Source organism: Piscinibacter gummiphilus, assembly GCF_002116905.1.
Lineage (GTDB): Bacteria > Pseudomonadota > Gammaproteobacteria > Burkholderiales > Burkholderiaceae_C > Rhizobacter > Rhizobacter gummiphilus.
The window spans coordinates 3949515-3974236 of sequence record NZ_CP015118.1; the positions used below are offsets into that span (position 1 = coordinate 3949515).

General features: G+C 69.5%; 18 protein-coding genes. 2 read left to right on the forward strand and 16 right to left on the reverse strand.

The window, feature by feature from the left end; translation table 11 throughout:
• Positions 1–26: 26 nt before the first annotated feature.
• Complete coding sequence (locus A4W93_RS17795; protein WP_085751879.1) at positions 27–2291, reverse strand: putative bifunctional diguanylate cyclase/phosphodiesterase; 2265 nt, start codon at positions 2289–2291, stop codon at positions 27–29.
• A 1-nt stretch (position 2292) separates the two neighbouring features.
• On the reverse strand, positions 2293–5541 hold the full coding sequence (locus tag A4W93_RS17800; protein WP_085751880.1) for a hybrid sensor histidine kinase/response regulator: 3249 nt from the start codon (positions 5539–5541) through the stop codon (positions 2293–2295).
• 149 nt (positions 5542–5690) lie between these two features.
• Here A4W93_RS17800 and A4W93_RS17805 point away from each other — a divergent pair, with 149 nt between their 5' ends.
• A complete protein-coding gene (locus tag A4W93_RS17805; protein WP_157131687.1) occupies positions 5691–7292 on the forward strand; it encodes a sensor histidine kinase in 1602 nt (533 codons plus the stop codon).
• Positions 7293–7452: 160 nt separating this feature from the next.
• On the opposite strand, the gene A4W93_RS17810 is transcribed toward A4W93_RS17805, so the two are convergent.
• The 14 genes from A4W93_RS17810 to flgB form a co-directional block, all read right to left on the reverse strand.
• Complete coding sequence (locus A4W93_RS17810) at positions 7453–8043, reverse strand: response regulator (protein WP_085754220.1); 591 nt, start codon at positions 8041–8043, stop codon at positions 7453–7455.
• A 97-nt stretch (positions 8044–8140) separates the two neighbouring features.
• On the reverse strand, positions 8141–11758 hold the full coding sequence (locus A4W93_RS17815) for a PAS domain S-box protein (RefSeq protein WP_085751882.1): 3618 nt from the start codon (positions 11756–11758) through the stop codon (positions 8141–8143).
• A gap of 94 nt (positions 11759–11852) precedes the next feature.
• Positions 11853–13058: an EAL and HDOD domain-containing protein gene (locus tag A4W93_RS17820; RefSeq protein WP_085751883.1), complete on the reverse strand. Its 1206-nt coding sequence runs from the start codon at positions 13056–13058 to the stop codon at positions 11853–11855.
• A gap of 99 nt (positions 13059–13157) precedes the next feature.
• Positions 13158–14354 carry a flagellar hook-associated protein FlgL gene (gene flgL, locus A4W93_RS17825; protein ID WP_085751884.1) on the reverse strand — a complete coding sequence of 399 codons (1197 nt, stop codon included), beginning with the start codon at positions 14352–14354 and terminating at the stop codon, positions 13158–13160.
• Positions 14355–14388: 34 nt separating this feature from the next.
• Positions 14389–16347 (reverse strand): flagellar hook-associated protein FlgK, encoded by a 1959-nt coding sequence (flgK, locus tag A4W93_RS17830; protein ID WP_085751885.1) that lies wholly within the window; start codon positions 16345–16347, stop codon positions 14389–14391.
• A gap of 13 nt (positions 16348–16360) precedes the next feature.
• Positions 16361–17296: a flagellar assembly peptidoglycan hydrolase FlgJ gene (gene flgJ / locus A4W93_RS17835; RefSeq protein ID WP_085751886.1), complete on the reverse strand. Its 936-nt coding sequence runs from the start codon at positions 17294–17296 to the stop codon at positions 16361–16363.
• A gap of 1 nt (position 17297) precedes the next feature.
• Positions 17298–18443 carry a flagellar basal body P-ring protein FlgI gene (locus A4W93_RS17840; RefSeq protein WP_085751887.1) on the reverse strand — a complete coding sequence of 382 codons (1146 nt, stop codon included), beginning with the start codon at positions 18441–18443 and terminating at the stop codon, positions 17298–17300.
• Between the two features lie 54 nt (positions 18444–18497).
• The gene (locus tag A4W93_RS17845; protein WP_085751888.1) at positions 18498–19178 is read right to left on the reverse strand and encodes a flagellar basal body L-ring protein FlgH; all 681 of its coding nucleotides are present in this window, start codon (positions 19176–19178) and stop codon (positions 18498–18500) included.
• 79 nt (positions 19179–19257) lie between these two features.
• Entirely contained in the window at positions 19258–20040 is a 783-nt protein-coding gene (gene flgG / locus A4W93_RS17850; RefSeq protein ID WP_085751889.1) for a flagellar basal-body rod protein FlgG, read from the reverse strand.
• A 60-nt stretch (positions 20041–20100) separates the two neighbouring features.
• Positions 20101–20835 (reverse strand): flagellar basal-body rod protein FlgF, encoded by a 735-nt coding sequence (gene flgF / locus A4W93_RS17855; protein ID WP_085751890.1) that lies wholly within the window; start codon positions 20833–20835, stop codon positions 20101–20103.
• A gap of 66 nt (positions 20836–20901) precedes the next feature.
• The gene (gene flgE / locus A4W93_RS17860; protein WP_085751891.1) at positions 20902–22167 is read right to left on the reverse strand and encodes a flagellar hook protein FlgE; all 1266 of its coding nucleotides are present in this window, start codon (positions 22165–22167) and stop codon (positions 20902–20904) included.
• 52 nt (positions 22168–22219) lie between these two features.
• Positions 22220–22867 (reverse strand): flagellar hook assembly protein FlgD, encoded by a 648-nt coding sequence (locus A4W93_RS17865; RefSeq protein WP_085751892.1) that lies wholly within the window; start codon positions 22865–22867, stop codon positions 22220–22222.
• A 44-nt stretch (positions 22868–22911) separates the two neighbouring features.
• Entirely contained in the window at positions 22912–23328 is a 417-nt protein-coding gene (gene flgC / locus A4W93_RS17870) for a flagellar basal body rod protein FlgC (protein WP_085754221.1), read from the reverse strand.
• Positions 23329–23330: 2 nt separating this feature from the next.
• Positions 23331–23732: a flagellar basal body rod protein FlgB gene (gene flgB, locus A4W93_RS17875; protein WP_085751893.1), complete on the reverse strand. Its 402-nt coding sequence runs from the start codon at positions 23730–23732 to the stop codon at positions 23331–23333.
• Positions 23733–23872: 140 nt separating this feature from the next.
• On the opposite strand from flgB, the gene flgA reads away from it, so the two are divergent.
• Positions 23873–24619, forward strand: a complete 747-nt coding sequence (gene flgA / locus A4W93_RS17880) for a flagellar basal body P-ring formation chaperone FlgA (protein WP_237357566.1) — start codon at positions 23873–23875, stop codon at positions 24617–24619.
• Positions 24620–24722: the final 103 nt, after the last annotated feature.

Consider the following 24722-nt stretch of genomic DNA (forward strand, 5'->3'; position numbering starts at 1 on the left):
GGGTGGAACGGTGTCGGTGGAGCGGATCAGCCCGGCGGGTTGTTGAAGCGGGCGCTGCGGGCCTCCGCGATGGAACGGAGGGCGTCGGCGGCCTCCGCTTCGTCGACGTTGACGATCCAGGGCGCCTTGCGCGGCAGCACGGTCTGCTGCAACCACTGCTCGAGCACGTCGGGCGGCTGGGCCTTGCTGAACAGGAAGCCCTGCATCACCCCGCAGCCGAGGCGGTGCAGCACTTCCATCTGGCGCATGTTCTCGACGCCCTCGGCGATCACCCGCAGGCCGAGCGAGCGGGCGAGCGCGATGATGGCGGTGACCACGGCCGAACTCTGCGGCGTCATGCCGAGGTCGCGCACGAAGGAGCGGTCGATCTTGAGTTCGCTGATGGGCAGCGTGGTGAGGTACGCGAGCGACGAGTAGCCGGTGCCGAAGTCGTCGATGGAGATTTCCACGCCGATCTCGTTCAGGCGGTGCAGCGACGGGATGACGTTCTGCAGGTCCTTCATCAGGCCCGTCTCGGTGATCTCGAGTTCGATCACGCGGTGCGGCACGCCGTACGTGGTCACGGCCTGGTGGATGTTCTCGACGAGGTCGGTGCGCTCGAACAGCCGGTTGGGCAGGTTGACGGCGATGGAGTCGGAGAACCCGAAGTTGTCCTGCCAGATGCGCGCCTGGCGGGCGGCCTCGCGGATGGCCCATTCGCTCAGCGGGATGATGAGGCCGGTTTCCTCGGCGAGCGGGATGAAGTCGCCCGGGGGCACCAGCGTGTTGCCACGCTGCCAGCGCATCAGCGCCTCGACGCCCACCATGCGCGCGCCGCGCACGTCGATCTTGGGCTGGTAGTGCAGCACCATCTCGTTGCGTTCGATGGCCTTGTGCAGCGCGCTCTCGAGTTCGAGCTTCTCGCGGCCCTTGCCGGCCAGCGCCGGCCGGTACAGCAGCGCCGCGTTGCGCCCCTGCGCCTTGACCGAGTACATGGCCACGTCGGAGTTGCGCATCAGGTCGGCGACGGAGTTGCCGTCGCGCGGGAACATCGCGATGCCCACGCTGGCCGTGACGAAACACTCCTGGCCGCCCACGAAGATGGGTTCGCGCATCACGTCGAGGATGCGGTCGGCCACGCGTTCGGCGTCGGTCTCGTCGGTGACCTCGGGCAGCAGCGCCACGAACTCGTCGCCGCCCAGCCGGCCCACGGCCTCGAGCGTGCGGTGCGAGCGCGAGCCCATGGCCTCGATGGAGCTTTCCATCACCTGGTCGGAGTGGCGCACGCACGAGCGCAGGCGGCGCGACACTTCCATCAGCAGCTCGTCGCCGGCGCCGTGGCCCAGGGTGTCGTTGATGATCTTGAAGCGGTCCAGGTCGATCAGCAGCAGCGCGACCGGGTGGTTCAGGCGGCGCGCGTGTTCGAGGGCCCGCTCGGCGCGCCAGATCAGCTGGCGGCGGTTGGGCAGGCCGGTGAGCGCGTCGAAGTTGGCGAGGTGCCTGATCTTGTCTTCGGCCATGCGCCGGTCGGTCACGTCCTGCACGATGCCGGTGTAGCCCGACATGTTCCCGTGTTCGTTGAACTCGGGCTCGGCCTCGACGTGGATGATGCGCTGCTGCCGGCCGTCGGGCAGCGTGACCGGGATGTCGGTGGCCAGCACCGAGCTGTGCCGCAGCACCTCGTGCACCACCATCATGAAGCCGTCGCGGTCGTCGGGCGGGATCATGCGCAGCACCTCGCGCATGCTCGGCGAGTCGCCGGCGCCCATGCCGAAGACGCGAAGGCCTTCCAGCGAGAAGATGGGGCTGCCCTGCCCGCGGCGCCAGTCGAAGCTGCCCATGCGCGCCAGGTCCTGCGCGCGGGCGAGCTTGCTCTTGCTGCGTTCCAGTTCGAGGCGGGTGCGGGAGGAGCGAAGCAGGTAGCGCAGGCGCCCGGCCAGCAGGCTCCACTGGGTGGACTTGACGAAGAAGTCGGTGGCGCCGGCCTCGTACGCGCGGGTGATGGAGGCGTCGTCGTCGAGGCCCGTGAGCATCAGCACCGGCAGGGACTCGAAGCCCGGCAGGTTGCGCAGTTCGTGACAGGTCTGGAAGCCGTCGAGGCCCGGCATCAGGGCGTCGAGCACGACGACGTCGGGCAGCCAGTCGGCGAGGAGCTGGATGGCCCGCTCGCCACTGGTGGCTTCGGTAATGGAAAACCCTCGCTCGCGCAGCGCGATGGCGGTCAGCAGGAGGTTGACTTCGTCGTCGTCGACCAGCAGCACGCGCGGCTGGACCAACGGATCGTCATCCACCAACGCGGCGCTGGAGGTCATGTCAGGCATTCAGCATGCGTTTCAGTGCGGCGCGGACGACCTCGACCTCGGCCGTGAGCTGGGCCACTCGTTCGTCCATGCCATCGGACAGACCCTGTCGGGCCATGGTTTCGATTTCGGCGCACATCTTCGACAGCTTAACGGCTCCCATGCTGGCTGACGAAGATTTTAAGGTGTGGGAAACGTGGCGAATGCCCGCCAGTTCGTTCGATTGCAACGCTTCCTGCAGTTGGGGCATCAGCCGGGCGACCGACGTCTCGAAGGCGGACACCACCCGCTCCATCAGGCGGTTCTCGCCGGTGGGGTCGAGTTCGCGCAACCGCTCGAGGGCCTGGGCGTCGAGCACGTCCGTCCCCGCGGCCGCGGCGGGGGCCGGCGCGGCGCCTCCGCCCGAGGGGGCGGATTCGGCGGGTGCCGAAGGTCTGAGGTGTTGGATCAGCATGGCGAGCAGTTGACTTTGACGAAACGGTTTGGACAGATAGCCATCGAACCCCAGCCCGAGAAAGCGCGCTTCGTCGCCTTCCAGGGCGTTGGCCGTGACCGCGATCACCGGCGTGCCCGTCGGTGTGACAAACGAGAACCTCCGGGTCTTGCCCTGGCGGAACCAGCTGAGCGCCTCGACCCCGTCCATCCCGGGCATCTGGATGTCCATCAGCACGAGGTCGAAGCGGGTCTCGCACAGGGCACGCAGCCCCGCCAGTCCGCTGGCACACACCTGGACACGGCAACCGAGCGCCCGCAACATCTGCCCGATCACCTCCTGGTTCACCACATTGTCCTCGACGACGAGGATGTGGGCATTCAGCCGGGGCGTCAACCGGGGCACGTCGGCCCGGCCGGCCGACACGGCGAGCACGCTCTGCCGCAATTCAGCCTTGCGCACGGGCTTCGAGAGGAAGCGGTCGTAGCCGCATTCGTAGGCCACACGCACGTCGTCGGGCGACGAGGTGGACGACAGCAGGATCAGCTTGAGGTCGGGGTGCCGGCCGTCGGCCCGCACGGCGCGGGCGAGCCCGAGGCCGTCGACGCGGGGCATGTGCATGTCGACCAGGGCCAGGTCGAAGCGCGGGTCCACGGCGGTGTGACCGCCCAGGATGTCGAGCGCCTGGCGGCCGTCGGTGGCGATGATCACCTGCATGCCCCACGCGCGCAGCATGTTGTCGAGCACGACCCGGTTGGTCTCGAGGTCGTCGACCACCAGCACGCGCAGCGCCGGCATGGTCACGAGGTCGGCATGGTGCGACGCGGCCTCGCCCTCGACGACGCCGAAGGGCAGCGCGAAGATGAACTGCGAGCCCTGCCCCGGCCGGCTCTGCACCTCGATGTGCCCGCCCATCAGTTCGACGAGCTGCTTGCTGATCGTGAGCCCGAGTCCCGTGCCGCCGTAACGGCGGGACATGCCCATGCTGCCCTGCATGAAGGCGCTGAACAGGCGCGGCAGCATGTCGGCCTCGATGCCGATGCCGGTGTCGCGCACGATGAACTCGAAGAGGTTGTCGGGGCCGTCGGCGCGGCGGCGCACCTCCACGGCCACCTCGCCCTGTTCGGTGAACTTGATGGCGTTGGCGACGAGGTTGGTCAGCACCTGGCGCAGCCGCAGCGGGTCGCCGTTGAGCACGGACGGCAGGCCGTCGGCCTCGCGGAAGCTCAGTTCGAGGCCCTTTTCATGCGCGCGGGGCGCCAGCAGCTCCAGCGTGTCCTCGACGACGCCCCGCATCTCGAAGTCGATGTGGGCGACGTCGAGCCGGCCGGCCTCGATCTTCGAGAAGTCGAGGATGTCGTTGATGATCTCGAGCAGCGACTCGCCCGAGCGGTACACCGCCTGCACGAAGCGCCGCTGCTTGTCCGACAGCGCCGTGCCCAGCAGCAGCTCGGTCATGCCGAGGATGCCGTTCATCGGCGTGCGGATCTCGTGGCTCATGTTCGCCATGAACTGGCTCTTGGCCTGGCTCGCCGACTCGGCGGCGTCGCGCGCGGACTGCAGTTCGAGCTGCCGCAGGCGTTCGTCGGTGACGTCGGAGATCAGGCCGTACACGCGGATCTCGCCGTCGGGCATGCGCCGCGAGCGCGTGCGCGCGCGCAGCCAGCGCAGGCCCTTGGTCGGGTGTTCGGCGCGGTAGCTGATGTCGGTGGGTTCCAGGCGCTCCTCGGCGGTGAAGCGCTGGCGCATCAGCACCATGTCGTCCGGGTGCATGTTCTGCAGGAACGTGCGGGTGCCGTTCACGAGGCCCTCGCGGGTCGCGTCCCAGCCGTCGTCGCGGCCGCGGGTGGAGAGGAAGTGGAACTTCGTGCGCTGCGTGTTCGTCACGAACAGCACGTCGTCCATCGATTCGGCGAACTCGCGGAAGCGGCGCTCGGACTCCTGCAGGTCGCGGTCGGCCCGTCGCTCGAGGGTGATGTCGCGGGCGAGCGCGATCAGCCAGCGCGGCGTGCCGTCGGGCCGCCGCAGCGCGACGTGGCGCAGGTTGATGATGCGGCGGGTGTCGCCCGCTTCGAGTTCCAGGTCGGCCTCGACCGAGACGGGCTCGGCCAGCGCCCGGTCCATCGCCGCGGCGCCGAGGTCGGCGGGGGCGCCGGGGAACGCCTCGGCCATGGTCTTGCCGCGCACGTCGTCGCGGCGCAGGCCCAGTTCCTGTTCGGCGCGCAGGTTCAGGTGGAGGATGCGGCGCTCGACGGCGTCGAACACGAACAGGCCCACCGGCAGCTGCTCGACCAGCGCGTGAAGGAATTCACGCTCGGCATCGGTCTCGGGTGGCGACGCCCAGCCATCGGCATGGCGGTCGGCCACCGCGCCCAGGTGCAGGCGGATCGTCTCGAGTACCTCGGACAGGCCACCGGCACCGGGGTCCGGCGCGACACCCGACACCACCAGGACCGCCATCGCGTGCCCGTGGTGGGCCACGGGCAGGTGCAGCACGTGGCGGCCCTCGCCCTCGGATTCGGTCACGATCTTCAGGTCGCAGAGCGCACGGCCGGCCGCGCTGCGGCGGTCGAGCGGCTGGCACTCGGCGGACGCCGGGTCGGCGGGATCGGCCGCGAAGTCGAGGCAGTCGATGCGGTCGGCCTCGAACCGGCGCACGCGCAGCACACGGACGTGCCGCGCCGGCAGGTGCTGCACCAGCAGCCGTCCCGCCTCGCCCAGCAGTTCGCCCGGGTCGGTGAGGCGGGCAGCGGCACGCACCACGTCATGCAACAGCGCCAGCCACCGGCTGGCATCGTCCTCGACGGTTCGGAACGGGGATTCGGACATCGGGGACTCTGGACGGGGGATTCGATGGTGGCCCGGGCGCGCCTGGGACGCGTTCTTCGTACTGTATTCGGTCGTACGCACGAAAACTTGAGTCCAACGTCACGCCCGCGGCCATCGAAGGTGTGCAGCAGGTACTTACAATCGATTCGATGACTCGCGCCTCGCTGCCTCCTGCGGTACCACGCGCCAGCCCGCTGCGGCTGGCGGGCGCCGCGACGGCCTTGGTGTTGGCGTGCGGTTCGGTCCACGCGCAGTCCGCCCCGGCCCCCTCGCCGTCGGTCGCACCCCTCGTCGCGCTGCTGGCCCTCGTGCTCGCCCTCGCGCTCCTGCTGTGGGGCCTGCGCGCCCACCGGCGCACGGCCGCCCTCGCCGACGACCTGCAGCGCAGCCGCGCCGAGCAGCACGCGATGCGCGGCGTGCTCGACGTGTGGCAGTGGCGCAGCGACGCCCAGCACCGCCTCGTCGAATGGCGCGCGCCCGCACTGCCCTCGGCCCACGGCCCGGCGCTGCGCCTGGGTGCCAGGCTGACCGACCTCTTCGCCGGCGGGTCGACGATGGCCTCGCTGCAGTCCCGCCTCGACCTGCAGGCGCCGATGCAGGGCTACCGTGTGAACCTCGCCCCGGGCGCCGCCGCACAGGCCGCGTCGTACCTGCTGCATGCCCAGCCGTTGCTCGATCCGTCGGGCCAGTTCGCCGGCTACGTCGGCACCGCGCGCTCAGTCAACGACGGCGTGACCTCGCTGCTGACCGACGTGCTGATGGCCCTGCCCTCCCCCGTGCTTCGCGTCGCGTTGCCCACCCGCGGCCAGCCGCCGCGGCTCCTGAAGCACAACCCGGCGAGCCAGGCGTGGATCCTGCCGCCGCCGCCCGAACGCGAACCCGACTGGGACGACGTGCTCAAGGGCGTGCCCGGCGCGCTCAAGCCCGTGCTGGAACAGGCCGTCGCCCGGCCGCCCGACACGCCCGTCGACGCGCCCGAGGGCTGGAACCTGCGCGTGCACCGCATCCCCTGCGCCCAGCCCGGGTTGCCCGAGGAAGTGCTGCTCGTGTTCCAGCGCGCTTCCGCCCCGGCCCCGGTGGAGCCGCCGTCGGACGATTCGGAGTCGTTCAGCTACACCGTCTCGCACGACCTGCGTGCGCCCATCCGCGTGGTCGAGGGCTTCACGAAGATCGTCAAGGAAGACTACGGCCACGCCCTCGACCGCGTGGGCAACGACCACCTCGACCGCGTGCTGGGCGCCGCCGCGCGCATGAACAGCATGATCGACTCGCTGCTCGCGCTGTCGCAGCTGTCGTCGCGGCCCCTCTCGCGCCAGCCGGTGAACATGTCGATGCTGGCCGGCTACATCATCGACGACCTGCGCCGCCAGTCGCCCGACCGCGACGTCGAGGTGCACATCGAGCCCGGCCTGCAGTGCCACGGCGATGCCACGCTGCTGCGCGTGGTGCTCGAGAACCTGCTCGGCAACGCGTGGAAGTACACCGGCAAATGCCGCGTGGGGCGCATCTGGATGGAACGCAGCGAACACGAGGGCCGCCCGGCCATCACGGTGCGTGACAACGGGGCCGGGTTCGACATGCGCTTCGCCGACCGGCTGTTCGGGGTGTTCCAGCGGCTGCACAGTGCCAATGACTTCCAGGGCACCGGGATCGGCCTGGCGTCGGTGCGGCGCATCGTGCGCCGGCATGGCGGGGACATCTGGGCGGAAGCGGAAGTGGACCGCGGCGCCCGATTCCAGTTCTGGATTTGATGTTGGCCCCCCAGTCGCTTGCGCTCCTGCCCCCGAGGGGCGCCACGGGTCGCCCGGGAGACCCGGGCTCGCGTGTGGCTTGAAGGGTCGGCGCCGCTACGCGCGCCTCTCCGCTTTCGCGTCCGCACTTCGGGGCATCGCTTCGCTCGCCCCGCGTCGTTCAGCTGCTCAGAAGCTCGACCGCCTGCAGCAGGCGCTCGGCCTGTTCCTGGATGGAGCGCCCATCCGCCACCGCCAACCGCTGCAACCGCTCGTACGCCACCTTGCGCGACAGCGAATAGCGGTGCATCAGCACCCCCACCGCCATGGGCACGGCCTGGGCCAGCACGTCGGCATCGGACGGCGCTGCCGGCTTCTCGGGGGCCGCGGGTGCCGCGCGCCCGCCGATCTTCGTGAAGGCGGCCTCGACCACCGGCACGATCTCGCGCACGTCGAGCGGCTTCACGAGGTAGGCCACGGCGCCGAGCGCCTTGACCTGGTTCACGGTGGCCTCGTCGGCGAAGGCCGAGAGGAACATGAAGGGCATCTGGCAGTAGTCGCGCAGGTACTCGGCCACGTCGAAGCCACTCATGCCTTCCATGCGGATGTCGAGCAGCGCCAGGTCGGGACGGTGCTGGCGCGCGAGAAGGATGGCGTCGTCGCCGTTGTCGGCGTCGAGGATTTCATACCCCGCTTGCGAAAGGCCGTGCGTGAGCGTGGCCAGCACGAGCCGGTCATCGTCGACCACGAGGATCTTGCCTTTGGGGCTCACGGAAGCATTCTCGGCGAGGAAGGAATGGGAAGGCAGCACCCCGGCATTGTGGCCCGGATGGCCCGCCCCAGGGGTCTCAAGGTGTGTGCGCCCCGCGTCATGCCGCGCCTTCCAGGCGCGTCACGCCCGGCGGCACGATGGTCACGGTCGCCACCACCCGATTGTCCTCCTGCGCCACGGTCAGGCTGGCGCTGCGTCGCGGCAATAGTGCACGGATCAGCCCCAGTCCCGACACCCCGCCGGGGTACCGGGCCAGGTTGAAGCCCTCCGGCAGCCGCCCGAGGTTGGCGATCACGATCTGCACGCTGCCCTGCCCGCTCGTCAGCCGGCAGGCCACTTCCGAGGTGGCGTCGATGGCCGCGCTGTGCTTGATGGCATTGGTCAGCAGCTCGTTCAGGGTCAGTGCGATCGGAATGGACTCGGCCTCCGGCAGTCCCCAGGCCTCGGGCGACGGGCCGTCCACCTTCAGCGTGATCGTGCGGCCGAAGGTGCGCTGCACCGACCCGGTGATGGCCTCCAGCACGCTGCGCAGCCGCAGCGGTCCGGACACGCCGACCTGCAATCCGTACACCTGCGCGATGGCCTGCACCTGCCCGCCCACCTCGGCCATCGCGTCGGCCATCTCGGGCTTGCGGGCGCCGATCTGCTGGAGCAGCCCGGCCACACCCTGCAGGTTGTTCTTGATGCGGTGGTGCACTTCCTTCACCAGCATCTCGCGCTGCGCGATGGCGGCCTCGAAGCGGGCCTCCTGGGCGGCGCGCTGCTCGGTCACGTCGGTGGCCACCAGCAGCAGCTGGTCGGGCGCCTGGCCGGGCGCGGCCAGCGGCAGGTAGCGGGCGTCCCACAGGCGCGTCTCGCCGAGCGTGGTCACGCGGTACTCGCGTTGCATCACGTTGAGGGACACGAGCGCCTGCCCCATGTCGTCGCGTCGCGCGGCGGCCACGTCCGGCGGGAAGATGTCCTCCGGCGAGCGGCCGATCATCTGGTGCGGCACCAGCTCGGCGCTGCGCGCGGCCACCTCGTTGACCTCGAGGATGCGCAGCGTGTGGGCGTCGAACAGCGTGATGGCGAGCGGCGCGGTCTCGATGATGCGCTGCAGCGACGACTGCGCCTGGGCGGTGCGGGCCTCGGCCTGGCGGCGCCGTTCGATGTCGAGCAGCGCGTAGGTCAGCTGCCGGCCGGTGCTCTCGCGCCCCGTGGCCACGGCGTTGCCCACCACCCAGAACTCGCGGCCGTCACGCGCCTTGACGCGGCACTCGAAGGTCTCGGCCTGGCCCTCGACCAGCTCGTTGAGGTACTGGGCACGGCGGAACGGATGGTCGGGGTCGGGCGTGGCCACCGTGCTGATGGACTGGTTGACGAAGTCCGCCAGGTCGCCGCCGAACATGCGGCGGGCCGAGCGGTTCATCCACTCGATCCCCGACGGGCCGACGGTGACGATGCCCACCAGCACCGAGTCGAGAATGGCCCGCGTGCGCTCGGCCTGCAGGCCCACGGCCTGCTGGGCGCGGTGCCGGTCGTCGACGTTGACGTACGATGCGATGAAGCCGCCCGCCGGGTCACCGTCGGTCACGAGGCGCTGGCTCGCCTGAACCCACACGAGCGAGCCGTCGCGCCGGCGCAGCGGATGTTCACCGCTCCAGCGGCCGGCCTGTTGAAGCCCGTGTTCGGAGAGCTGCTTGAGCCGCCGGTACTCGTGGGCGTTGACGAAGAGTTCGGACAGCGGCGCGAGCCCGAGCTGCGTCGGCTCGTAGCCGGTCAGGCGGCTGAGCGCCTCGTTGGCGCGCTGGATGCGGTCGCCGCGCACGAAGGCGATGCCCACGTCGGACACGCTGAACATCAGCTCGCGGTCCCGCGCCAGCGCCTCGAGTTCGAGCTGCTGGGCCTTGAGGCGCGTGATGTCGTTGAGCACCGCGATCACCTCGGGCGCGGCCTCGGTGCCGCCCACGCGGCGCACGGTCAGCGCGCACCACTGGCCGGGGCGTCCCGGCAGGTCCACCGGCACCTCGGTCTCGAAGGCCTCGCCGTCGGCCACCGCCTGGGCGATGCCGTCGATCCAGCGGCCCGACTCGGGCCGTCCGGAGAAGAGTTCCTGCAGCCCGCTGCCCAGCGTCTCGCCCGGCCGGAAGCCGAGCAGCGCCTCGAAGCGGCGGTTGCACCGCACCAGCCGGTTGCCGCGCAGGTAGGCGATGCCCACCGTGGTGCTCTCGAGGATGGTGGTCATCTCGCGCAGCAGCAGTTCGCTGCGCTGGTGCGACTGCTGCTGGTCCGTCACGTCGAGCGTGACGACGGACAGGGTCTGCTTGCCCGACGCCAACCGCGCCGGCGCCACCCGCGTGAGCAGCCAGCGCTGGCCCAGTTCGGGATGGCGGATGGCGTAGCGCACCTCGGCGCGCTCGGCGTGGCGCAGCGCCTGCTGCAGCCGGTCGTACTCGGGCAGCGAATCGGGCAGCACCACCTCGCGGCGGATGGACTGCAGGGCGGCCGCCGACAGCACCGCCCCACCCTCGTCCGTCCCGTCCGGGGCCCCGCCGAACGCGCTGCCGTGCTGCACCCAGCCGGCCGCCTCGTCGTAGGTCGCCAGGCCGACGCCCGCGGTGTCCATCAGCGCGCCGAGTTGCACCTGGGCGAGGTCGCGCTCCTCCTCCGCGCTGTGGTCCTCCACCACCGCCATGTAGCGGCGCTGGCCACCGGCGCTCAGGTAGCAGCGGACGAGCGAGCGCAGCCGCACCACGCTGCCGTCCGGCTGCGGGAACCACGCGAGCGACTCGACCGGCGCTGCGCCCGGGCGCAGCGCGGGCGACGGCTGGCCGTCCGCCCACGCGAGCAGCTGCTGCATCTGCGGATCGGCCTCGGCCATCACGACCGGCACTTGGCCGGCGAGGGCCTCGAACGCGGGGTTGGTGCGCACGACCAGCCCGTGTTCGTCGAACAGCACCATCGCCACCGGGCTCAGGTCGAACCAGTCGTCGAGTTCGCGCACGGACAGGTCGGCGCGGTGGCGGGCGACGTGTTCCGCAGTGCTGTCCTGCAGGACGCTGACGAGGCGGGGTTCGCCGTCGCCATCGGTGATCAGGCGCCGCGCGGCGCGGAACCAGCGTTCGCGCCCGGAGGCGTCGACGATGCGGCGCTCGATCAGCGGCTCGCGGGCAGCAGGGTCCAGCAGCCGCTGGCGCACCGAGCGGTTGGCTTCGCGGTCCTCCTCGGGCTGCAGGTCGAGCGGGTCGCGGCCGATCAGCTGGTCGGGGCGGAAACCGGTGAACTCGACGTAGGCCGGGTTCACGTGGGTGGTGCGGAACTCCCGGTCCTGCACGATCACCGGCAGCGGGGAATCCCAAAAGAGGCCCAGCAGTTCGCCCGCCCCCGGGCTGTCCGCCGACACGCCGGCCGGCGCCAGGCGCAGCGCCCAGCGTTCGCCCTCGAAGGGCACGAAGGCCACGTCGTAAGCCCGCCCGTCGGGCAGCACGAGGCGTTCGGGCACGGGCGGTTTCGGGGCCCCCAGGCGCGGCACGCCGCGGGACAGGGTCTGGGTCACGGCGTCCACCACGGGGGCGCCGAGGGCGGGCGTCAGTTCACGCAGCGGGGTGCCGGGCACGCAGCCCAGCAGGCGCACGGCGGCGGCGTTGGCGAAGTGGACCAGCGCGCCCCGGTCGAGCACGACCACGGCGTCTGACACCACATCGAGGAATTGACGCAACGCCTTGGGGTCGGCCATGGTCCGGGCATCGAGTGACAGGGAATGGGCGGACCGGCCGTCTCCGGCCGGGGAACCCACCAGTGTACGCAGGGGCGCCGATCGGCGCCCAGCGTCACTCGATCTGGGACGCGGAGGTCAGCGCGGTCAGCACCGAACGGTTGATCTCGCTCACGCTCAGCATCAGCGCGTCGGCCGCGGCGCGGAAGTCGAACAGCGATTCGTTCTCGACCGCCTGCACCACGTTGAAGTACGGCTGGTACGGGCCGGTGTTGTCCACCAGCGCCTGGTAGACGCGCTCGGGCACGGGAATGGTCTTGAGCAGTTCCGAGAACGGCTGCTGGAACATGCGGTCGAGCAGCGAGAACACGCCGCAGATGAACATCTCGTTGCGCATCTCCTCGTCGCCCGAGGAGCGCACCAGCTCTTCCATCAGCAGGCCGCGGCGCACGGCGGCGAACATCACCGGCTTCATGTTGCTGTCCTTGCCCGCGGTGGACAGCAGCAGCGCGAGCCAGCGCTTGAGGCGCTGGTAGCCGAGCATCATGATGGCGTGGCGGAACGAGCTGATCTCGACGCGCAGGCCAAAGGCCGGCGAGTTGATGTAGCGCATCAGCTTGAAGGCGAGCGACGGGTCGCGCTTGAGCGTGGCCTCGAGGCGTTCGATGGGTTCCTGGGCGTCGACGCGCTGGATCAGCTCGACGATGACCTGCAGGTCCGCCGAGGCGGCCTTGCCCTTGCTCTGGGATTCGTTGATGGCGTCATCGATGGGCCAGCCGAGCACCGCGGCCGCACCGCGGTTGAAGCTGCCCTCCATCTCGACCAGCGTGCGCACGCCCGACTGCACGTGCGGAATGCTGCGGCCCATGTTGGTGGGTGCGGTGGCGGCGGTTTCGTTGATCCGGCGGTCTTCCGACAGGTCGACGATGGAGTACGTGAAGCAGTGCAGCACCTCGCGCGGCACTTCCTTGACGGGGCGCCCCTTGATCAGCAGCGTGTTGCCGGCCTTGTGCAGCGCCTGCAGCGCCTCGACGTTCGCCGGGTCGGATGCCATGAACGACGGCACCTCGACCATCAGGTTCGGCGACGGCTCGGCCTTCATCAGGTCGCCGAGCAGGCCTTCGTTGAGCACGTTGAGCGACGCGCGGCCGCCGTCGGCGGGCCAGACGTTGCCGACCGCACCCAGCAGCTGGGCCACGTCCGGGGGGGATTCGGGGCGGAGCGGGAACACCGTCAGGCGCGTGGCCGAGACCGCACGGCTCTTGTCGATGAAGGGCGAGTAACCCAGGGCCACCTGGCCGAGGATGTTGGTGTCGTTCACGCGGACGCTCCGGAATTCGAGGAAAGAAGACTCACGCAGGGGGCCTGGAAGAGGTCACTGAGGGTACCAGCGGGTACCCTGCCTGAGGAAGCAGGCGACTCAACTCACGTAATTGAAAAGCGAAATCTTCTGCACCATCGCGTAACTCTTGAGCGCTGCATCGTAGCCGGTTTGCTTGTTCTGGAACTCGGAGATCGCCTTGACCATGTCAAGTCCTTCCGCCGCCTGGCGCTCCGTCTGGCTCGCCAGCCGGGAATCCTCGAGGCGGCCGGTCACGCTCTCGATGCGGTTCAGGGTCTCGCCCACCTTGCTGCGCGCCCCGGCCAGCTGGCTCATGGAGGCGTCGAGCGCGGCGAGGTTCGTCGAGTTCGACTGGGCGATCTGCCCGGCCGTGCGCATCGGGGTGTAGAGGTCGGCGATGGCGCGGTCCAGCACGTCGAAGGTGCTCTGGTCGGGGCGGGACGGGCTCATCGAGAAGCTGTCGCCGTGGGCCGGGTTGCCGGAGATGTTGGCCGAGATGCCCTCGAACTCGATGGCCTGGCCCGGCTTGAACGGCGCGCCGCTCACCGAGGTGGGCGCTCCGTCCTTCAGGATGGAGTACGTGGTGACACCCGCCGTCACGTCGAAGCTGATGCTGTAGGTGCTGCCCGTGACCTGGGCCGGGTCGGTCACGCGGCCGCTGTCGATCCAGGCGGTGCCACTGTTGGTGGCGGTGCCCGCGGTCTCGAACACACCGTTGCCGCTGCGCGCACGCATCCAGGCGTTCTGGCCGTCGATGGTCAACGGCAGCGATTCGCCGGAGACCGATTCCGCCTCGCCGCTGGACCCGCGGTACTGCACACCGCCCGGGGCGTCGAGGAACGGGGGCTGGTTCGTGCCCTGCCCGCCGAAGAGGTAGGTGCCCGCGCCGTCGGTGCGGTTGGAGACGGCCAGCAGCTGCTTGCGCAGGCCCGCCAGTTCGTCGGCCAGCGACTTGCGTTCGGCGTCGCTGTAGCTCGCGTTGCCCGCCTTCACGATCACGTCGCGCGCCTGCTGCAGCAGGTCGCTCGCGTCGCCCATCGCGCTTTCGGTCAGCGTCATGGCGTTCTGGCTCGCGTCGACGGCGCGCTGGTTGGCGTCCACGCGCTTCTCGTTGGCCAGGGCCCGTTCGGCCCGGGCCGCGCCCGCGGGGTCGTCGCTCGCGCGGTTGATGCGCTTGGTGGTCGACAGCTGCTCCTGGACCGAGGCCAGGTCCGTCTGCCGTTTGCTCAGGGCGTCGATCGACAGGTCGTAGGCGTTGGCGGTGGCGATGCGCATGGTGGAGTCCGGAAAGAAGGGTCGTCAGGACGGGTCACTGCCCGGCGGCTTGCAGCAGCGTGTCGAACAGCGTCTGCGCGACTTGCAGCACCTTGGCCGAGGCCTGGTAGGCCTGCTGGAACTGGATCAGGCGGGCGGCTTCCTCGTCGAGGTTCACGCCGGCCTTGTTGACACGGGCCGATTCGGCGGCTGCGGCGAACGAGCTGGAAATGTTCGACGCCGAGTTGGCGCTCTGCACGCGCACGCCGATGTTCGAGACGGCGGAGGCGTAGGCATCGGTGATGCTCTTGCCGGGCACGAGGGTGCCGTCGGCCAGCGTTTCCGCGCCCACGAAGGCCACCTTGTCGAGGTTGGCGAGGGCCAGCGCGTTGCCGTTGTTGGCGCTCGTCGCGATGGTGGGCTTGACGCTGATCGTGTCGTTGTTCTTCGGCACGCCGTTCAGCTTCAGCTCGAACCCGTTCAGCGAGATGGGCGAGCCCGGCGTCCAGGTGCCGGTGCCGGAGGCGGTCACGGTGCCGCTCGCGTCCACCGTCTCCCAGTTGTAGTCCCCGTTGTCGGACGTGAACGAGAAGTTCGCGGTGAGCGTGCGGTCGATCGACGGGTCCACCGCACCCAGCGACGCGACGGTGGCGGTGCCGGTGTTCGTGACGCCGAAGCTCGCCGACACGGGCGACGCGGCGGCGAGGCCCTTCGGGTCGGTGAGGACGGTGCGCATGTCCTGCGCGGCGTTGGTCACGGTCTGCAGCAGGAAGCGGTCGCCCGCGGCCGGCGTGCCGGCGTTCAGCTGGATCGTCAGGCCCTCGACATCGATGCCCGCGGCCAGGTCGGCGCCGGAGAACGGGCTGCCGGTGACGGGCTTGTCGTCGGACAGGCGGACGATCGAATAGTTGCTGCCGTCGTAGCGCACCTCGTAGTCGCTCGCCTGCGCGTGCGTGAAGTCGCTGATCGTGACACCGATGGACGCGTTGCCGGCGTTGGAGTTGGCCGGCAGCGTCTTGGGGGCGCCCACGGCAAAGAGCGCCGAGCCCATCGACGCGGGGGTGCCGAGGTCGAGGCCCAGGGCCTGCTGCTGGTTCAGCGCGCCACTGATGGCCACGGCCATCTGGCCGAGCAGGTTGCGGGCGTCGGTCAGGTCCTCGTTCTGGAACTTCATCAGCCCCGCGATGGAGCCGCCGGAGATGGCGTCGCCGGGCACGAGGCGGTCCACCCCGCCCTCCTGCAGCGCGAGCTGCAGCTTCGCCGGGTCGTACGGGTCGGTGGCGGCTTTCAGCGTGTTGGCGTTCGCGCCGAGCACGAGCGACATGCCGCCGCCCACGAACAGGCCCACCGAGCCGTCGCTCGCGGGGATGGTGGTGACGTTGATGTAGCTGCTGATCTGGGCGACGAGCTGGTCGCGCTGGTCGAGCAGGTCGTTCGGCGAGTGCGCCGTGCCGTTGAGCGCGGAGATCTGCTTGTTGAGGCCGGCCACCTGCTGGGCCAGGCTGTTGACCGTCTTGACGGACGTCTTCATGTCCAGCGACACGCCGCCCTGCAGCGAATCGAGCTGCTCGCCGGCCGCCTTGAAGCGCGCCGAGAGTTCCTGCGCGCGGGTCAGCACCACCTGGCGCGCCGAGGTGTCGCCGGGGTTGTTGGCCACGTCGACGAACGCGTTCAGCAGCTGGCTGGCGGCCTGGCCCAGGCCCTTCTCGCCGAGTGTGAAGACGTTCTCGAGCTGCTTGAGCTGGCTGGCGCGCGTCGCATCGTACGAGGCGACGGACTGGGCCGCGGCGGACTGCGTCGTGAGGAAGCGGTCGTACGACCGCGAGATGGTCGTGATGTTGACGCCCTGGCCGAAGAAGCCGGCGCCGGTGAACTGGCCACCGGCGGTCTCGAGCTGGGTCTCCTGCCGCGAATACCCCTTGGTGTTCGCGTTGGCGATGTTGTTGCCGATGCTCTGCAGCGTCGCCATGTTGGCGAACATCGCGCGAGTGCCGAGCCCCATCAAGCTGGACATGGTCGTTCCCCGATCAGGCGGTGGCGCGCTGCAGGCGCAGCGTGGTGTTGATCATCCGCGTCAGCTTGTCGGCGTACTGCGGGTCGGTGGCGTAGCCCGCGCGCTGCAGGCCCTTCGCGAACCCGTGCACCGACTCGCTGTTCTCGACGACCTTCGCGTACCGCGGGTTGTTCTTCATCATGTTCGCGTAGTCCTTGAAGGACTCCTCGTAGCTCGCGTAGGCGCGGAACTTCGCGACCACCTTGCGGGCCTGCCCGCCGATCACCTCGGTGGTGACCACGTCGGTGGTGGCGCCCTTCCAGCCCGGGCCGGCCTTGATGCCGAACACGTTGTGGGCGGTGCTGCCGTCGGCGTTCTTGATCTCGCGGCGGCCCCAGCCCGACTCGTGGGCGGCCTGGGCCATCATGAAGGTGGCGGGGATGCCGGTGCTGGCCTCGGCGGCCTTCGCGGCGTCCTCGTGGCGTTTCAGGAAGTCGACCTGCTTCTCGCGGCCTTCGAGCGAAATGGGCTTCTCGGCCGCCTTCGCCGCGGCCTTGTCGCTCGAGAACATGCGGCCGAGGAAGGACGTGGCCTTCGGCTCCGGCTTGGCCGGGTTCGCGGCGGCCTCGCTCGCCATCGTCGACACCGGGTCGCCCATCTGGCGGGACAGCTGCTTCTCGATCAGTTCGGCGAGCCCCCCGGCGCGGCCGGTCATCTCCTTGGCGAACTGCTGGTCCAGCATCTCGGTGCCCATCTTCGTGCCGGCGTTGTCCAGCGTGCCGGGCGACATCGTGGCGTTCGCGTCGCGCATGCCCTTGAGCATCTGCTGCATGAAGATGGCCTCGAACTGCTTCGAGGCTTCCTTGACCGCCGCGCGCGGGTCGTTCGACGCGCTGCTCCGCAGGCGGGCGATCTGGCCGAGGTCGCCGGCCAGCGCGTTGGTGGTGTTGCCGCTGCTGTTGATGGTCATGTCAGATCACCTCGATCTCGGCATTGAGCGCACCGGCGCTCTTCATCGCCTGGAGGATGGCGATCAGGTCCTGGGGCGTGGCGCCCAGCGCGCTCAGCGCCTTGACCACGTCGGCGAGCTTCGTGCTCGCAGGCATCTGGATCAGCGGACCCGGCTCCTGCTTGATGGTGATGTCGGCCTTCTCGCGCGACACGGTCTGGCCGTTCGAGAACGGGGCCGGCTGGCTGATCACCGGGGTCGAGTTGATGGTCACGGACAGGTTGCCGTGTGCCACGGCGCAGGCGTTGAGCGTGACGGCCTGGTTCATCACGACCGAGCCGGTGCGGGCGTTGATCACGACCTTGGCGGCTGCGGGGGCGAGTTCGAGCGCGAGGTTCTCGACGTCGGCGAGGAAACCCACGCGAGCGTCGAGCGACGACGGCATGCGCACGCGCACCGTGCGGCCGCTCAGCGGCAGGGCCGTGCCATCGCCCATCTTCCTGTTGATGGCGCGCGCGACCTCGCGGGCGGTGTTGTAGTCGTTGGCGTTCAGGTCGAACTGCAGGAACTCGCCCTGCATCAGGGGCGTGGGCACCGAACGCTCCACCGTGGCGCCTTCCGGGATGCGGCCGCTCGCGAGCTGGTTGACCTGGACCTTGGAACCACCCGCCGAAGCGCCGGCGCCGCTGATGACCAGGTTGCCCTGCGCGAGGCCGTACACCTGGCCGTCGGCACCCTTCAGGGGCGTGGCGATCAGGGTGCCGCCACGCAGCGACTTGGCGTTGCCCATCGACGACACGTTGACGTCGATCAGCTGGCCCGGCTGGGCGAAGGGGGGCAGTTGCGCGGTCACCATCACGGCGGCCACGTTCTTGACCTGCATGTTGGTGCCCGGGGGCACCGTGACGCCCATCTGCTGGAGCAGTGCGGCGAGGGTCTGGCCGGTGAACGGGGACGAGGTGACCTGGTCACCGGTGCCGTCGAGGCCCACGACGAGGCCGTAGCCCACCAGCTGGTTGGTGCGCACCCCCTGCACGGAGGCCACTTCCTTGATGCGCATCGCGTTCGCATCGAGCGGCCACCAGAACACCCCGCTCAGGATCACGAAGATCAGGCCGATGAGGCCTTGCAGGAGGGTCTTTCGCAGGTTGTCGGACGTCGTTTCCATGTGGTGCACCTCGGGGGCGGCAAACACCCCCCATGCACCGTATTCTGGAAAACTTTAGAACGGCAGAACGTTCAAAAAGAAGCGTCCGACCCACCCAATTCCCTGGGCATCGGCCTGGGCGCCCCGGCCCTTGTGCTCCACGCGCACGTTCGCGATCTGGGCGGACGCCACGCTGTTGCCCGGCTGGATGGACTTCGGATCCACCTGGCCGGAGAAACGCAGCACGTCCACGTTCTGGTTCACGCCGATCTGCTTTTCACCCACGATCACCAGGTGGCCGTTCGGCAGCACCTCGGTCACGACGGCGGTGATCACCCCGGAGAAGTCGTTCGTGTTCTCGGTGCTGCCCTTGCCCTGGAAGTCGTTCGTGGACGACCCGGAGGCGCTGGCGCGGGTCAGCGCCGTGGCCTTCAGCATGGGCAGCGCGGTCACGCCCGCCTCCACCGACCCCGACTTGTTGATCGAGCTGGTGCTCTTCTGGCTGGCGCTCACCTTCTCGACGATCTGGATGTTCACCACGTCGCCGACGAGGCGGGCGCGGTGGTCCTCGAACAGGGGCCGGTACTGGCTGGCCTGGTAGATGGAGCCGTTCGCGTACGTCTGCGGCGGCACCGGCAGCGGGCGGGTGTCGGCCCCCGGGGCCACCGACACCTCGGGCACCGGGTACGGGGTGGCGCAGCCGGTCAGCGCCGCGAGGGCGGCCACGGCGAGGCAGGTGAAGGCGGAGGTTTTCATCGGGCGGTCACTCAAAAATCACGACTGAGGGGGCCTGGGGTGGCGGGGGCCCGGGAGCGGGCACCCACCGTGTCATTCATCACAGCTGCGTCAGGCGCTGCAGCATCTGGTCGGAGGTCTGGATGGCCTTCGAGTTGAGTTCGTAGGCGCGCTGCGTCTGGATCATGCCCACCAGCTCCTCGACGACGTTCACGTTCGAGGTTTCGAGGGCGCCCTGCTGGAGCTGGCCGAAGCTGTCCTGGCCCGGCGTGCCGGTGTTGGGCGTGCCGGAGGCGGCCGTCTCGGTGTAGAGGTTCTGGCCGCGCGGCTCGAGGCCGGCCGGGTTGATGAAGTTGGTCAGCTGCAGCTGGCCCACCTGCTGGGGCTGGGCGTTGCCCGGCACCACCACGCTCACGAGGCCTTCCTGGCTCACGGTGATGCTGGTGGCGTTGGCGGGGATGGTGATGCCCGGCTGCACGGGGAAGCCGTTGTTCGTGACCATCTGGCCCTGCGAGTTCACCTGGAACGACCCGTCGCGGGTGTAGCCGGTGGTGCCGTCGGGCATCTGGATCTCGAAGAAGCCGTTGCCGCGGATGGCGACGTCGAGCGAACGTTCGGTGGTCTGCAGGTTGCCCTGGGTGAAGCTGCGCGACGTGGCGACGGCCCGGGTGCCGAGGCCCACCTGCAGCCCGGTGGGCAGCTGGTTCTGCTCGGTGCTGTTGGCGCCGGTCTGCCGCAGGTTCTGGTACATCAGGTCCTCGAACACCGCGTGCGACTTCTTGTAGCCGTTGGTGGCCGAGTTGGCCAGGTTGTGCGAGATGTGGTCCAGCTGGGTCTGCTGGGCTTCCATGCCGGTCTTGGCGATGAACAGGGAACGCATCATGGTTCGGTACCTCGGTGTCTCTGGGGCCTGTCGGGTGGCGCTGTGGGTGCGGCGGCGGGATCAGCGCGGCGCGTTGGAGAGCAGCTGCGACGCGGCGCGTTCGTCCTGCTCGGCGGTCTGGACCATCTTCATCTGGGCCTCGAACTGGCGGGCGGCGGCGATCATGGAGACCATGGTCTCGATGGCGCTGACGTTGGAGCCTTCGAGCGCGCCGTCCTGCACGCGAGCGTTCGCGTCGGCGTCGAGCGGGTCGCCGCCCTCGGCGCGGAACAGGCCGTCCTCGCCCCGTTCCAGCTTGGTTTCGGGCGTGACGAGCTTGAGCTTGCCGAGCGACGTGGTGCGGCCGTTGCGGTCCTTCGCGCTGACCGTGCCGTCGCCGCCGATGCTGATTTCGGTGTCCTGGGGCACCTGGATCGGGCCGCCGTCGCCCAGCACCTGCAGGCCGCTGCGGGTGACGAGGGTGCCGTCGGCCGTGATGTCGAGCGCCCCGCCCCGCGTGTAGGCCTCGCTGCCGTCGAGCGCCTGCACCGACAGCCAGCTGTTGCCCTGCACGGCCACGTCGAGGTTGCGGCCGGTGCTGGTGATGGGGCCCGAGGCGTCGTTGTAGCCCGGCGTGGATTCGAGCGCGTACACCCGCGTGCTGGCCCCGCTGCCCTGCACCGGCACCGCCCGGAAGGCCTGCAGCTCGGCGCGGAAGCCGGGCGTGGACACGTTCGCCAGGTTGTTGGCGAGCGTGTCCTGCCGCTGCATGCTGGCCTTGGCGCCGGACATCGACAGGTAGATCATGCGGTCCATGGGGAGGCTCCGGGAGGGGCGTTCAGGGGACGGGGGTCGTCAGTTCAGCTCAGGCGTCCGCGGTCATCAGCGCAGGTTCACCAGGGTCTGCATGACCTGGTCCTGCGTCTTGATGGTCTGCGAGTTGGCCTGGTAGAAGCGCTGGGCGGTGATCATGTTCACCAGCTCGGCGGTCAGGTCGACGTTCGACTCCTCGAGGGCACCGGACTGCAGCACCCCCAGGTTGCCCTGGCCCGGCGTGCCCACGATCGGGTCGCCCGACTCGAAGGTGCGCGCCCAGTTGTTGCCGCCCAGCGGTTTCAGGCCCTGGGTGTTGCGGAACGTGGCGAGTTCGATCTGGCCGGCCGGCTTCGACTGGCCGTTCGAGTACGTGGCCATCACGATGCCGTTCTTCTCGATGGACAGGCCCGACAGCTGGCCCGGCGCGTACCCGTTCTGGGCCATGTCGGTGACGCCGAACGTGGCGCCGTACTGCGTGGCGCCCGACAGGTCGAGCTGGATGCCGGCGATGGCCAGCGTCTCGGCACCGGAGGCGTTGGTGCCCGCGGGGATGTCGAGCGTGATGGGCCCGGACGGCGCCGTGGGCGTGCCGCCGTTGGCCGGGAAGTTCATGGTGGTCAGCGGCTGGGGCTGCCCCGTGCCGTCGACGTTGACCGGCGCGCCGTTGGCGGTGACGTAGACGTTCCAGGTGTCGGTGCCGGCCTTCTGGAAGTAGTACGTGAGGGCGACGTCCTGGCCCTTGTCGTCGAACACGGTGACCGACGTGGCGTTGTTGTACGTGGACGCGTCGTTGAAGTTGATCATGGGCGCGGTGGCCGGCAGCGTGGAGCCCACCCGCGAATCGAGGTTCATCTCGATGTTCATCTCGGTGGTGCGCGCCGGGTCGATGCCGGCCGTGGGCAGCTGCAGCGGACGGGCCTGGCCCGGCTGGATGTTGCCCTGGCCGTCGGCCGGGTAGCCGAGGAGCTTCATGCCGCCGCTGGTCTGCAGGTAGCCTTCCTTGTTGACCTGGAACTGGCCGTTGCGCGAGTACAGCGTCTGGCCGTCCGGGGACTGCACCTCGAAGAAGCCCTGGCCGTTGATGGCGAGGTCGAGCGAGTTCGCGGTGGTGGTGATGTTGCCCTGCGTGAACTGCTGCGTGACCGCGGCCAGGTTCACGCCGATGCCGATGTTGCTGCCGCCGCCCCCGGTCATGGCCGTGGCGTACATGTCGGCGAATTCGGCGCGCGACGCCTTGGCGCCGTAGGTGCCGGCGTTGGCGATGTTGTTGCCGATGACGTCGAGGTTCTTGCTCGATGCGTTGAGACCGGAGAGACCTTGTTGGAAGCTCATGGCGGTGTTCCTGGGGTGTTCGGGGGAAAGACGGTGGCGGTGGGGGCGGAGGTCAGGTGAACGAACGCACGTCGCTGTACGCCACGTTGCCGCCGTTCTTCAGGGTGAGGGTGAGCTGGTTGTTCGCCGTGCTGATGGACCGCACGGTGTCGCGCACGAGTTCCGTGGGGGTCAGCGTGGCGCCGTCGGCCTTGGCCGAGACGCGGAAGGACACGGCGCCGGCGGTGGAGTTGGGCTTCCAGTCGAAGTCGTTCACGCCGGCGGCGCGGGCGCCCAGCTTGAACTTCTCGATGACGTTGTTCTGCTTGTCGAGGATCTCGACCTGGACCTCGTCGGCGGCCGAGCTGAGCTCGAAGGTGCCCGTGCCCACGCCGTCCTTGATGGCGAGCGTGTTGCCCGGCACCACCACCTCGCGGCCCACCAGGGCGGCGCCCTGCAGCGCCTGCATCTGCCCGAACTGGGTGGACAGGCCACCCACGGAGGTGTTGAGCTTCTCGATGCCGCTCACGGTGTTGATCTGGGCGATCTGGCTCGTGACCTGCGCGTTGTCCATGGGACTGAGCGGGTCCTGGTTCTGCATCTGCGCGACGAGCAGCTTCAGGAACCGGTCGGCGCTGCCGGCCTCGTTCGCCGTCTGCGTCTTCGTGGTGCCGTTGATGTCGGCGAGCGTTTGCGTGTTGATGTTGCTGACGGCGGCCATGGCGGCTCCTCGGGTTCAGGGAAACGGGGGGCGGACGCGGCGCGTCAGCCCTGGCCCATCTGGAGCGTCTTGAGCAGCAGGCTCTTGGCCGTGTTCATGACTTCGATGTTGTTCTGGTACGAGCGCGAGGCGGAGATCATGTTGACCATCTCCTCCACCGGGTTGACGTTGCTGTACGTGACGTAGCCTTCGGCGTCGGCCGACGGGTGCTTCGGGTCGTGGACGCGGCGGCCGGGGGTCTGGTCTTCGGTGATGTTGCTGACCTTGACGCCGGTGCTGGCCGCGTCGCCCATCTGGCCCATGAGCTCGGACTGGAAGGTGACCTGGCGGGCCTTGTAGGCGGAACCGTCGGGACCGGCGACCGTGTCGGCGTTCGCGAGGTTGGACGCGACGACGTTCAGCCGCTGCGACTGCGCGCTGATGGCGCTGCCGGTGACGTTGAAGACCTGGAACATGCTCATGGTCATTGACCCTTGATGGCGTCGAGCGTGGTGCGCACGTTGCTGTTGATGAAGCGCAGCGTGGCCTCGAACCGGACCGAGTTGTCGGCGAAGTTGGCGCGTTCGCGGTCCATGTCGACCGAGTTGCGGTCGAGGTTGGTCTGGCTGGCGACGGCGTATTCGAGGTTGGCTTCGGCGCGGGCGCCGCCCGGCGTGGCGATGTGGCCCGGGCGGGACGCCTGCATGGCGGTGGTGGAGACCATGCCGGTGGCTTCCTTCAGCGCCTGCGAGAAGTTCATGTCGCGGGCGATGTAGCCCGGCGTGTCGGCGTTGGCGATGTTGCTGGCGATCAGGCGCTGGCGCTCGGAACGCAGGCTGAGGGCCTGTCCGTGGAAGTCGAGCGAGTCGGTGAGTCGGTTCAGCATGCTGCGTCCCTGGCGGGCACCCGGAATGGGCGATGGGACGAATTGTGGGCAGCAGGGCCCGAAACATTAGCGCGAATAACAGGCCCTTTCCTGCCCTTTTCGGAGCCCGTCCGGTCCGCCTCCCGGCCTACAGTGCGGGTGTGAACTCTCCCCTGCCCTCCGTCCGTCCTCTCCCCCGCCGCGCGCCCGCAAGCGCCGCGCTGGCGGTGCTCGCGTGCCTCGCGGCGCCGGGCGTCCGGGCTCAGGCGGCCGAGGTGCCCTCGCTGGCCGAGCCCCTGGCCAGCCAGGTCCGCCAGCTGTTCCTCGAGCGCGTCGTCGGCCCCGCCAGCCCGCGGGCCGAGGTGGTGCTGGGCCGGCTCGACCCCCGGCTGCGCCTCGCGGCCTGCCAGAAGGTCGAGGCCTACATCCCCACGGGCACGCGCGTGTGGGGCGCCAGCCGGGCCGGGCTCCGCTGTGTCGACGGCCCCACGCCGTGGAACGTGTACCTCCCGGTCACGGTCCACGTGTACGGTCCCGGCCTGGTCGCCGCCGGCCCGCTGCCCGCGGGCCACGTGCTGGCTCAAGCCGACCTCCGTCAGGCCGAAATCAACCTGAGCGAACACCGCAGCCCGGCCGTCACCGACGCCTCGGCCGTGGTGGGCCGCACGCTGACGGCGGCTCTGGCCGCCGGCCAGGGCCTTCGCGAGGCGGGCTTGAAGAGCCGCCAATGGTTCGGTCCGGGCGAAACGGTGCAGGTCCGGGCCGTGGGTGGCGGTTTCGCCATCGAAGGAACCGGCGAGGCCATGATGGCCGGCATGGAAGGCCAGCCCGTCCGCGTCAAGACGGAAAATGGCAAGATTGTCAGCGGCATGCCCGTCGGAGACCGTCTGGTGGAGATCACATTATGAAATTCGAGCCTTTCGAGAAGCTTCTGGCAAAAAATCCTAAAGTTGCCGCAGGACGGGTCGAAATACCGTTCATGTTGAAAGGATGGGGGCTCTGAACCCCTCC